Source organism: Brevibacterium renqingii, from assembly GCF_017808095.1.
GTDB classification, from domain to species: domain Bacteria; phylum Actinomycetota; class Actinomycetes; order Actinomycetales; family Brevibacteriaceae; genus Brevibacterium; species Brevibacterium renqingii.
Genome location: NZ_JADBHG010000016.1, coordinates 1 through 11091 on the forward strand (window position 1 = coordinate 1; position 11091 = coordinate 11091).

The 11091-nt window shown below is 57.7% G+C and carries 13 protein-coding genes and 1 other annotated feature; of the genes, 7 read left to right on the plus strand and 6 right to left on the minus strand.

What is annotated here, in order from left to right; translation table 11 throughout:
- From IIE29_RS16570 to IIE29_RS16585, 4 genes are all read right to left on the minus strand, one after another.
- Positions 1-212, minus strand: a 212-nt coding sequence (locus IIE29_RS16570) for an IS3 family transposase (RefSeq protein ID WP_209326399.1), incomplete at its 3' end; no start/stop codon positions are given.
- Positions 198-326, minus strand: a sequence feature (AL1L pseudoknot). It overlaps the preceding gene by 15 nt.
- A complete protein-coding gene (locus IIE29_RS16575; protein WP_209326400.1) occupies positions 287-604 on the minus strand; it encodes a transposase in 318 nt (105 codons plus the stop codon). Its footprint overlaps the feature before it by 40 nt.
- Before the next feature lie 554 nt (positions 605-1158).
- Positions 1159-1890, minus strand: coding sequence for an N-6 DNA methylase (locus IIE29_RS16580; RefSeq protein ID WP_209326401.1), 732 nt, complete (start codon positions 1888-1890; stop codon positions 1159-1161).
- A gap of 9 nt (positions 1891-1899) precedes the next feature.
- Positions 1900-2721 carry a TrmH family RNA methyltransferase gene (locus IIE29_RS16585; protein ID WP_209326402.1) on the minus strand — a complete coding sequence of 274 codons (822 nt, stop codon included), beginning with the start codon at positions 2719-2721 and terminating at the stop codon, positions 1900-1902.
- Positions 2722-3792: 1071 nt separating this feature from the next.
- On the opposite strand from IIE29_RS16585, the gene IIE29_RS17205 reads away from it, so the two are divergent.
- Both IIE29_RS17205 and IIE29_RS17210 read left to right on the plus strand, forming a co-directional pair.
- On the plus strand, positions 3793-4161 hold the full coding sequence (locus tag IIE29_RS17205) for a DUF1016 N-terminal domain-containing protein (RefSeq protein ID WP_343071945.1): 369 nt from the start codon (positions 3793-3795) through the stop codon (positions 4159-4161).
- 69 nt (positions 4162-4230) lie between these two features.
- A complete protein-coding gene (locus IIE29_RS17210; protein ID WP_343071946.1) occupies positions 4231-4836 on the plus strand; it encodes a PDDEXK nuclease domain-containing protein in 606 nt (201 codons plus the stop codon).
- Between the two features lie 42 nt (positions 4837-4878).
- Here the strand turns inward: IIE29_RS17210 and IIE29_RS16595 are convergent, their stop codons facing one another.
- Positions 4879-5607 (minus strand): AbiV family abortive infection protein, encoded by a 729-nt coding sequence (locus IIE29_RS16595; protein ID WP_343071947.1) that lies wholly within the window; start codon positions 5605-5607, stop codon positions 4879-4881.
- Between the two features lie 43 nt (positions 5608-5650).
- Between IIE29_RS16595 and IIE29_RS16600 the strand changes: the two genes are divergently transcribed.
- From IIE29_RS16600 to IIE29_RS16620, 5 genes are all read left to right on the plus strand, one after another.
- On the plus strand, positions 5651-5959 hold the full coding sequence (locus tag IIE29_RS16600; RefSeq protein WP_209326404.1) for a transposase: 309 nt from the start codon (positions 5651-5653) through the stop codon (positions 5957-5959).
- A 212-nt stretch (positions 5960-6171) separates the two neighbouring features.
- Positions 6172-7182 (plus strand): LacI family DNA-binding transcriptional regulator, encoded by a 1011-nt coding sequence (locus IIE29_RS16605; protein ID WP_209326405.1) that lies wholly within the window; start codon positions 6172-6174, stop codon positions 7180-7182.
- Positions 7183-7339: 157 nt separating this feature from the next.
- Complete coding sequence (locus tag IIE29_RS16610) at positions 7340-8650, plus strand: MFS transporter (protein ID WP_209326406.1); 1311 nt, start codon at positions 7340-7342, stop codon at positions 8648-8650.
- Position 8651: 1 nt separating this feature from the next.
- Positions 8652-9299 carry a bifunctional 4-hydroxy-2-oxoglutarate aldolase/2-dehydro-3-deoxy-phosphogluconate aldolase gene (locus IIE29_RS16615; protein ID WP_209326407.1) on the plus strand — a complete coding sequence of 216 codons (648 nt, stop codon included), beginning with the start codon at positions 8652-8654 and terminating at the stop codon, positions 9297-9299.
- A complete protein-coding gene (locus IIE29_RS16620; RefSeq protein ID WP_209326408.1) occupies positions 9296-10261 on the plus strand; it encodes a sugar kinase in 966 nt (321 codons plus the stop codon). Before IIE29_RS16615 ends, IIE29_RS16620 begins: the two co-directional genes overlap by 4 nt.
- Positions 10262-10569: 308 nt before the next feature.
- Here the strand turns inward: IIE29_RS16620 and IIE29_RS16625 are convergent, their stop codons facing one another.
- Positions 10570-11010 carry an MFS transporter gene (locus IIE29_RS16625; protein WP_209326409.1) on the minus strand — a complete coding sequence of 147 codons (441 nt, stop codon included), beginning with the start codon at positions 11008-11010 and terminating at the stop codon, positions 10570-10572.
- Positions 11011-11091: the final 81 nt, after the last annotated feature.

The window sequence follows — 11091 nt, forward strand, 5'->3', positions numbered from 1 at the left end:
ATCAGGCGCTCGATCGTGCATCGGGCCACATGCCCGCGCCCTAACTGGTCGGGTTCGCGGTTGAGGACGATATGCATCTTCCTGGCTCCGAACGCATCGTAGTTGTTCGCGTGGACCCTGCTGATCTCCTCTTTCAGGATCTCGTCACGTTTTTGTCGAGCCGAGGCAGGTCGGTGTTTGCGGGCATAGTAGGTACTCGGAGCGATCTTCACGCCGGCAGCACGCAGCGTGGCACAGATCGGCTCGACTCCGAATTCGTCCTTATGCTCGTCGATGAACTCGACGATTATTTCGAGGGGCGGTCGAGCTCCGCCGCGAAGAAAGCCGAGGCTGACTTCAAGATCTGGTTGGCCCGGCGCAGTTCCCGATTCTCCTTCTCGAGGTCCTTGATCCGCTGGGCATCAGCGGTGGTGGTGCCGGGACGGTCGCCGGCATCGACCTGGTCCTGGTTGACCCAGGACCGCAATGTTTCCGGGTTCACACCGAGCTGGTCACCGATACGGCGGAAGATACCGCGGCGGGCACCAGGGTCGGCTTCGAGGGCGTCGAGGACCATGCGGACCGCTCTCTCACGAAGCTCGAGGGGGTATTTCTTTTGGGGCATGACAGGGAAGTCCTTTCCGTGGCTTCACTGTCTCCATTATTCCCGGGGCGAATCACAGATTCACTCGGTCCCTGACCCGAAAGAATCAACTTCGCCAATCTCCACCGCCGATAACCAGCGAATCTGTTTCGCAATAGATCATCAGCAAATCCTCCTGCCACGGAATCACCCCGTTGCACGGAAGTGCCTTTCGGTAGCACCTGTGTAACGAAGTGGTACAAAGCTCTGAGGTCGGTTGTCCCTGAAGTGGTGAGTTTCAGTGTCCACGATGTCGCGAGGCTACACACCGGTTCACACCGGTTCGATCCACAGGTGCTACTGAATGCGACTTCCCCTACACCCGTTCCAGGCGATCGGAAAACGAGAGCCATCTGGAGAAACCAAGTCTGTGATTCGTCCTCTTACCACCTCTCGAGGTGGGGAGGTGCGCAGGTGGTAACGGAAGAAATCAAGGGGCCGATGGCGAAGCAATCACGAATTGTCACTCTTGGAAGTGTTTCGGCGCTGGGCCAATGGTCACATCTTGAGACGACGTTGCCGCTCCATTTGGCTTTTTAGCGCGGAGGCCGGAAGTAGGCCACCGCTCTGGTACCGATCTTGAATGAAGTGATGGCTCGGAGGTCGGCGTCGGTGCGCACTTTCCGTCCACGCGTGGAGACCGCGATGACAGCGTCATCGTCGAGCACCGCTCCAAGTGCTCGAAGCATGCCGGTAATTCCAGCTGTCCGGTGAGGACCGCTCCATGCGGTTCGTTCACCGTAAGGGACATCCGTAATCACAATTTTGGGCCGACGAGCGCCCAGGACATTTCGTAGCTGATTCGGGTCGAACACGTCGGCCTGAGCTGTCGAGTGCGGGATTGGGCCGCCTTGCTGTTCAAGTTTGTCAGATAAGCGGAATGCCGCCGAGGCTGCTTCGGCGTAGACAGATTTGCTAAACCGTTCAGACCGGTCATGTAGCTCGGCTGACCGTGCCTCGAGTCCGTTCTCGCTGAGCAGGTTCAGATTCTGACGGGCTAGCTTTAGTGCTGCATTGTCCAGGTCCGTTCCGAATATCTCGGTAATATCGCGGCGGTGGAGGAAGGACAATGCCATCAGCAGGTAGCCGCTGCCGCAACAAGGGTCCCACACTTGCGTTGGTTGATTTGGTCCGAGACGAAGGGCTCGCTGAAATATCTCGCTCGCGAGTCGAACTGGGAAGGCAGGGAATCCTGGCGCTGAGTAGAGTACTCCCCCGGTGGACAAGTCGGAGTAGTCTTCTTTAGCAAGGGCGTAGCGGTAGACCATTACTGATATCTACGCGAGTCTGCGCTGTCGGGCGGCTTCGTAAAGCGCGACAGTGGCTGCACTGGACGCGTTGAGCGAGCTTGCTCCACCACCGATAGGGATGGTTGCGATAGTGTCGCAGACGTCGTGCCACCCAGCGCTTAGACCGTTCGTCTCGTTGCCGATCACGAAAAGGGTTGGGCCGGTGAAGTCGAGGTCATTGACGTCGACGGTGCCGTTCTCATCGGTTCCGATGATCGCGATTTCGGTGCCCGCTGCTCGCTGTTCCCCTACCCAAGCTAGTACCTGTCTGTGTGACGGTGCCCGTATCACTGGCACTGCGAACAGCGATCCAGTCGAAGCACGAACAGACTTGGGGTCGTAAGGATCAGCTGCGTGTCCGGTGACGAATAGACCTGAGCCACCAAAGGCATCCACTGAGCGAACCATCGAACCGATATTGCCGGGCATGGCCGGGCGGTCAAACACCATTCCGAGAAATGATGTGCCGACTCGGATGCGTGAGAACTCATCGTCGGGCAGGCCCACCACAGCCACGATTTCGGGCACATCCTGATCTTGCCCGCTCAACTGGCGGAGCAAATCAGGCGCCAGTGCAACCAGGTCGCAATTAGATCCTTGGAGTAAACCAGATGCCCAGCGCGACAGCGATCGGTCAGAGTCGTAGAGGAGCGCCCGGATCGGCCAACCGTATTCAAAGGCAAGGTTGATTGCTCGCACCCCCTGCACCAGAAACTCGCCGCGTCGTTGGCGCTTGTTTCGGTTGTGCAACAAAGCTTCCCATTGTTGGAATCGCGCATTTGCCCGCGATATCCGCACGAGATTTCCCATTCGAGTTCCAACTACTCCTCAGCACTGACAGTCTTCGCCTGAACGCGAACATCTTCTCATATCTATTGACCGCTCAGACCGTGGTGAAGCGGCTCACGGCGACACCCATCCCGCTCGACCGGGATCCAGAGATAAGATGTTGACGTGGCGTCGTTTTCGTCCGGGTGATAATTTGCCGCGATCTCCGGCCCCGGCCGAATTTGCCACGGGTTCTCAAGGAACCACTCCCGTGCGACTGTGTCCCACGTTAAGGGAGAGGGCCCTGGCGCAGAAAAGACGGCCATTTCCCGGCTGGCGCCTCGATCACATGAAGATTTGCGGGCACGGGTGTCAACCCGTCTATTGAGACGCCGTATAGATGGGTAAATTCGCTTCCTTCAACGTAGTCGGGATCGACATCGTCACTGACCTGGAGGAGTCCGGTTGGCTCCGTATTGCCAATTCTCCGAAGCCGAGCTCGTTCGGCTTCAGACACCGGGGCGTTGTAAGATGTGGATTGATTCCGTTATGTTTGAGCGGCAAGCGGACCGCATGCCCAACGAGCCGGAACGCTGGTTGCTCAACGATGATTGCGTCTATCTGTGCTTTACCTTTCTACTGTCACTGACCCCAATTCCCACGTTATGTTCTGCCGACTGCCGATCCGTGATAATCTGTGCCAGATTTAGTCATTTGACGTTGCTCTAATTGCTACTGCTCCTGTGCGCCCGAGGCTATGTGCGCGGATGCGACGGTCACGCGGGACCTCACAGGCCGTACCGACTGAATTGCCGGTTATCCCAAACTCACTGGTCCTAGTAAGCGGGCAAGGTATTTGACAAATTGGTGAGACAGATGCCGTCTCACGGTTGCGTCACATCGCAGGTCACGGCGCCGCGCCGCTGACAAGTTCGGCGAGATCCTACACCGGATATTGTAGGTTCTCGTTTAACTTGTCAATTTCTCACTTTCTTGGCCATCATCTGTCAAACATCTCACCAATGTGTCAATCGAGCGCGATGTAGGCATAGGTAGTGTATCGAGCTGCTGCTCTCACGTTGGTGGGGTTTTGAACCTGGAACAATGAAGCCTATGGCTTCTGATGTTGATCTCCCCGATGGCTATCTCCAAACACTGCATGCGCTCAAACAGCGTGTTCAGCGAGCCCAGGTTCAAGCACAGCGTACGGTCAACACTGAGTTGATCCAGCTGTACTGGTCAATCGGGAGGAAAGTTCTTCTCCGACAAGAACATCAAGGGTGGGGCAGTAAGACCATTGCCCGTCTGGCCGAAGACCTACGTGACGAGTTTCCACAGATGCGGGGCTTCTCGCCTCGAAACCTGCAACATATGACCACATTCGTCCGGCACTGGAATGTGGACTCAATTGCGCCACAACCTGTGGCGCAATTGCCATGGGGACACATCCGCACTCTCCTCGATAAACCGTTAAGCCAGTAAGCACGGGACTGGTACGCAGTTAAAAGCGTAGAGCATGGGTGGTCGCGCAACGTGTTGTTGAACATGATTATGAACAACACCATGGAACGGACCGGAGCGGCACCGTCAAACTTCTCCCGGCAACTTCCTGGTCCTGACTCTGAACTTGCCCAGCAAGTTGCAAAAGATCCGTATACTTTCGAGTTCCTCGGACTCTCAGGACGAGTGGCCGAACGGGACCTCGAGCAGGCACTCACCGACCGCATCGTAGAGACCCTGCACGAACTCGGTCCTGGATTCGCCTTTGTCGGCCGCCAAGTGCACTTTGAGGTCGACGACGATGACTACTACATCGACTTGCTGTTCTTCCATGTGGAACAGCTCCGCTACTTCGTAGTTGAGCTCAAAACGGGAAAGTTTCAACCGGAGTTCGCTGGCAAGTTGAACTTTTATGTGGCGCTGGTCGATGACAAGCTCAAGCGGCCAGCACACAGTGCCACCGTCGGTATCCTGATCTGTGGCAGCAAGAATGAGCACAGTGTCCGCTACTCGTTGTCTTGGTCGGGATCCCTGATGGCCGTATCTACCTACACCTACGAGTCTCTTCCGATCGCTGAGAAGAAGGCATTGCCCGGCGAAGACGAACTTTCTGCAGCGTTCGAACAGATCACGAACACAGGCAATCCTTCCACCTGACTTCGCTAGTCACGCCGCAGGCAACGTCCGCCCCCGAAACACCTAGCGAGTTGCGTCAGTCCCACTACCGTCCCGGAACTCTTGTGAAGCCGCTACCCAGTCCTCAGGGTGCGAAATCGGCAGGAGCCTGTTCTGTTGCACGTGCGTGCTGTCGTAGGGCGTCGTTGCCTCGAGCTTCATTCTGCTGTGGTCCTTAATCAGCAGCATCTCGACGACCTGCGCTGCGGTCTGAAGATCATCCGCGATCGTTCCCGGCGAAACATCGGCTGGGGAACGTACGGAGTCGCCGGAGGAGTCCATGTCGACGTAGAAGCCGGCCATCTTGTCCTCGTTCGCTTGCTTCCCCGCCAACTCCACGTCGCCGTGCTTCTTTGCGAAGAAGGCACGCCACCCATCCGGCGACTCGTCTTCCGGGAGATCGAGGGAGTCGTAGTCGCCCCAGAACGATGCGAGCTCCTTACTGAAGACGAACGCTTCCATGTACTTCACGGTGTGGCGGCGCCCGTCTGAGGTGAGCCGAGAGACCTCTCGGACCTCGTCGATACCGGTGTTCCACGACTGCTCGAAGACCTCGTAGATCCACAGCGCCTTGCCGAGCTCTTCCTGCGCGAGAACCGTCAGCGATCGCGCCCGACCGAACGACCCACGTTCGAGTAGCACGTGCGCGTCGGCGATGAGCCCGGAAGCGTTGTCCATGAGGGATCTCCAGAACGTTCGCGCGGTGCTCGGATGCATCTCCATGAGCGGGACTGATGCAGGGTTAGGTGACATCTAATCTGGCTTGTTCATAGGCAAGCCTGGAAGGATAGACACCATGCCACAGCCCTACCCGAAAGAATTCCGCGACGACGTCATCCGCGTCGTCCAGGCCAGGGATTCCAAGACGACGATCGGACAGATCGCCAAGGACTTCGGAGTCCACGAAGGCACCATCAACAAATGGCTCCGCCAAGCAGAAATCGATGCCGGCAACAAACCCGGCAACACCAGCGACGAGTCCGCCGAACTACGAGAGATGCGTCGGCGCAATCGTCTGCTTGAGCAGGAGAACGAGGTCCTGCGCCGCGCGGCCGCGTATCTGTCACAGGCGAATCTGCCGTCAAAAGGCTCTACCCGCTCGTGAGAGAGCTCGCCGCCGACGGGATCCCCGTGGCGGTGTCGTGCCGGGTCTTGAAGCTCTCCCGCCAGCCCTACTACCGGTGGCTGGCAGCACCCATCCCTGAGCGTGAGAATACATAAGATACTGGCAAGGAGCGGGTTTCGTCGGTTCATCGCGTCGATGGAGGGCTGGAGAAATCGAAGGTCCCGATCAAAGATGGGTAGACTTCGTGAATTATGTCCACGATCAAAGATGTCGCTCGAGAAGCGCGTGTCTCTCATGCTGTCGTTTCGAGGATCCTCAACAAAGACCCTACTTTCACGGTCCGTCCCGAGACTCGTGAACGTGTGCTTGAAGCAGCTGCCAGGCTTCGCTATATCCCAAACCATGCCGCGAGGGCACTCCGACACAATCGAGCGGGCGCTATCGGACTCGCCGTGCACGAGATCGGCAATCCCGTCTACAACGCAATTATCGAAGGTGCACAGAAAGCTGTGGCATCGCACGGAGCGGTTCTCATGCTTGCGGATGTCGACGAGTTCCACCGAGACCCCACCACCTTCAACCGCATGATTACGAGCAAAGTGATTGACGGCCTCGTGTTCCTTCCCGCGGGAAACGAAGCTGATGATTTCGTGCTCCGTGCCGCGACAGCCGCACTCCCAACAGTCTTAGTCAACGACCGCACGCCCGGATTCCACAGCGTTACTCTCGAAGACTCAGACGCGGCAAAGATTGCAGCCGAGCACCTCATTCAACTTGGGCACCGTGACATCGGCGTGTTGCTACTCGACGGAGAAACCCAGCGACGCCTCGACCGTTTCGCAGGCCACGAGAGCGCCCTTCAAGAAGCAGGAATTGAATCAGGTCACGCGTGGGTCGAAAACGGCGGTCACACTCTGGACAGCGGTCGGAAAGGTATGCTCAGGCTCGCGTCGCGTGGCAGCCTGCCCACGGCGGTAAGCGTGCATAATGCGACCGCAGCAGTCGGTGCGATGAGGGCCGCTATGGAACTCGGCCTGCACGTGCCGGAAGATATTTCCATCATCGGGTTCCATGACATGAGCTTCGCGGGGTTTGTCACCCCGTCGCTCACGGTGGTCAAACTCGCCCTGGAGGAGATGGGCGTGCAAGCCGTCGAGACACTTTTCCGACTTATCGCGGGTGAAGATGTGGAGGAGACAGTACGGGTTCTCGATCCCATGCCCAAACTAGAGATGCGAGAGTCAACAGCACCACCGCGGTAGGGCCACCCGCGGTGGTGCACTCTAATCCCTATGTGATGTGAGTTGACATCCTACACAGAGCACATATAGTGTCTAGTAAATCGTGTTACCCAGTCGGTCGCGACCTTTCTGGCAACCTCATCGTGTTGCCGTTCCACACAGTCAAGGGAGACAACTCGTGTCAGCAGAGCGCTCAGGTAGGGGCAAAATCGTCGCTGCTGCCGCAGCAGGCAACTTCGTAGAATGGTATGACTTTGCTATCTACGGGTATTTTTCGCCGATTCTTGCTCGAGTGTTCTTTCCCGAATCCGAAGGATTAGTTGGACTGCTAGCGACCTTGGGTGTCTTCGGTGCAGCATTTGTTCTCCGGCCTATAGGTGCGTTCGTCTTCGGACACTTTGGTGACCGCCTCGGACGTCGATGGGTGCTCTCACTCGTCATCTTGACTATGGCGGGAGCGACGGCGCTCATGGGATTACTCCCGGCATACGACACCATCGGCGTCTGGGCACCAATCCTCCTCACTTTGCTCAGGCTCATCCAGGGCTTCTCAGCAGGTGGGGAGTTTGGAGGCGCGGCCTCGTTACTCTTCGAACACGCTAACAAGAAGAACCGCGGTTTGATGGGATCCGCACAGCCTGCAAGTATCGTCGCCGCTCTGGCAGTGTCGGCGGGACTTGGTGCTGGCCTCACGGCTGCCATGAGCGAGGAGTTCCTCAACGAGATCGGGTGGCGAATCCCCTTCCTAATCGCGCTCCCGCTGGGAATCGTAGGCTGGTACATTCGACGCCACATTGATGAAACACCTGCTTTCGTCGAGATGCAAGAGGACGGCACCGTTGCGAAGAATCCTGTGAAGGAGACCTTCCGTGCGAACTGGCGCATGATCATTGCTGGCACGGCAGCAATCATCTCTTGGACTGCGGGAGGGTACGTGACGCTCCAGTTCCTACCGACTTTCTTCAATGGTGTCCTTGAGCGGCCGATTGCTCATGGACTGACAGCCTCTCTCATCGGCCTCAGCATCTACGCCGGATTTATTATCCTCGGTGGGTGGCTCGCAGACCGTATTGACAGGTGGAAAGTGATGCTCATCGGTGCCATCGCACTTGCCGTTACTGCCGTTCCTTGCTATCTGATGCTGATTAACGGGTCCATCTTCGCTATAGGAGTGGCGCTAGTGCTATTCGCCGCCTCGCTCGGGCTCGTAGCCGGTCCGACGCCGGCGATGCTTGCAGAACTGACACCGGAGAATGTACGTGCAACCTATCTCGGTATCGTCTATGCAATTGCCAACGCGGCTTTCGGAGGCTTTGCACCGTACATAGTCGTCGCACTGATCGATTCCACAGGGTTGCTGATTTCACCTGCCCTGTACCTCGTTGTCCTCGAAGTCATCGCAATTGCTGGAATCATCGGAGCCGCTGTGCACATACGCCGTCAAGAGCAGAAGCACACCTCTGCCAAAGTTGAACCGTCGGAGGCCTGACATGGAACGTTCGAACATAACAGGATCTGAGCTCGAACGCACCGGTGTCGTCGCTGTACTTCGGGCGTCGAAGTTCGAGGACTACGAACCTGTGGTTGATACTCTCGTGGACGTCGGAATCACGTGCATCGAACTCACACTGACAACACCTAACACTATCGAAAAGTTCGCCTCACTTCGTTCCCAGCTACCATCAAAGGTTGAACTCGGCATCGGCACGGTCACAACTGTCGAGGAAGCCACCCGCGCAATTGACGCGGGAGCACAATTCGTCGTCACTCCGATCAGCCAGCCGGCAGTCGTGGAAACGGCTTTGAAGCGCGAAGTGCCCGTTTTTCCCGGGAGTATGACGCCGACAGAGGTGTTCACGAGCTGGAGCACGGGTGCGTCTGCTGTGAAGTTATTCCCGGCCGCGACGGTGAAACCTGACTTCATCAAGCAACTCCACGGTCCATTCCCGACTATCGACCTTCTTCCATCGGGGGGAGTCACGTTGCATGACATCGGAGCGTGGATTGCTGCGGGCGCCGTGGCAGTGAGCCTTGGTGGCCCGCTGGTGGGTGATGCCTTCGCAGGCGGGAACATGGCTGCGCTCCGTAATCGAGCCAGTGAAGCGATCTCTCGCGTTGCGGAGGCACGCGCCGCATGAGCTTCAAACGGGCATCTTCCGGCGCCGTAGTCACTTTCGGAGAAGCAATGGGCCTCGCGATGAGTTCCCAGGTCGGATCGATATTGCATGAACGAACTCTAGGCCTGAGTTTTGGCGGCGCAGAGGCAAACGTGGCAATCGGACTGAGTAGGCTTGGAGTGCCCACCGTGTGGATAAGTCGATTGGGCGATGACAGCCTTGGGCGACTCATTCGCCGCGAGTTGAGCGCTGAGAACGTCTCGGTCGATGCACGGGTGGAAGCTAACGCTCCGACGGGTTTCATGTTGAAGGAACGTCTAAGTGGAAACAGAACCAACGTGTTCTTCTACCGTACGGGCAGTGCTGCTTCGAGACTGACTCCGAACGACCTCGATGCAGGTTCCATTCGTAGTGCGGCGTTGCTCCATCTCACAGGAATCGTTCCTGCGCTGTCCGTCAGCGCACGAGAAGCGACAGAGCATGCAGTCGACCTCGCGGTGGAGTCGGGAACCCCTATCTCCATCGATCTCAATTATCGCTCGAAGCTGTGGAAGCCACACGAGGCTGCCGAGGTATTTCGGTCACTCGTGCCCAGAGGCGACGTTGTATTCGCCGGGGAAGACGAGGCACGGATTCTTTTTCCAGAGATTGAGTCTCCAGAAGCCCTCGCGAGAGCACTCGTAGAACTTGGGTGCAAAGACGCAATCATCAAACAAGGGGCCGACGGTTGCACGGCCATCATCGATGGCGAGGTACTGAGAGTCCCTGCCGTGCCCGTGAAACCCGTCGACACCGTCGGAGCGGGCGATGCCTTCGTCGCCGGGTATCTGTCTTTGCTGGTCGCGGGGGCATCTCCACGTCAACGGTTGGAGCGCGCTGTCCTCACAGGAGCAATGGCGTGCCTCGTACACGGAGACTGGGAAGGTTCCCCGTACTTGAGTGAAATCAATGACCTGAATCGTATCGATCCCGTTGAGCGCTGAGAAGACAAAAGCACCGAACCATCAAACATAGCTGAGGAGCGGCTGAAGCACCGCCCGGAGAGGATGAGGCTTTGCGTCGGTATTCGTCGTCGTTCGGTCTTGTGAGCTATAACGTTTCGAACGGTGAGGAATTCCAGAAAGTGGACGTCGGCGAACGTGTGCTGGTGATGGCCGATATGTCTACAGCGAGCCCACTCCGTTTCAGATGACTAAGTTCCTGTGACTAAGTTCCTGATTCTGCTTCGACACTGATCGTGCAGGAGTAACGGATGGTAGTGGGCCTCCTCAGGTGGGCATTGTCACCGTCGTCACCTCCGTCGTCGCTGGTCGGCACCGAGAGCGAGCCCCGCACAGGCGGTGACGAGGACCAGGACCGCGGCGATGACCATGCAACTGCGCATGCCGTCGATGAGGGGGCCGGGGCCGGTGAGGAGTGCGCCAAAAGCGGCGATGGCCAGTGCCCCGCCGATCTGGCGGCTGGAGTTGTAGACGCCGCTGGCGGTTCCTGCCAGGTGACCGTCGACATGGTTGAGGAGCACGGCAGAGACGGGCGGGTTGATGAACCCTGCGGTCAGGCCCACGGGAATCATCACCAATGACAGTGTCCAGATGGGCACGTTCGCCGGGACAAAGGCGAGGCCGATAAAGGAAGCGGCCATGAGGATCTGTCCGCCGACAATGGGCAGGCGCGGCCCATAGCGTTCGACCAGTCTGGGCACGAACGGGGCGAGGATCGCGCCCGAGGCCATCATAGTGTCAAGCCCCGGGTTTGATGGAGAGTTTTCTACTTGGAATTCATCGGCTCATTTACGAGCTACCCAGCTCGTGGC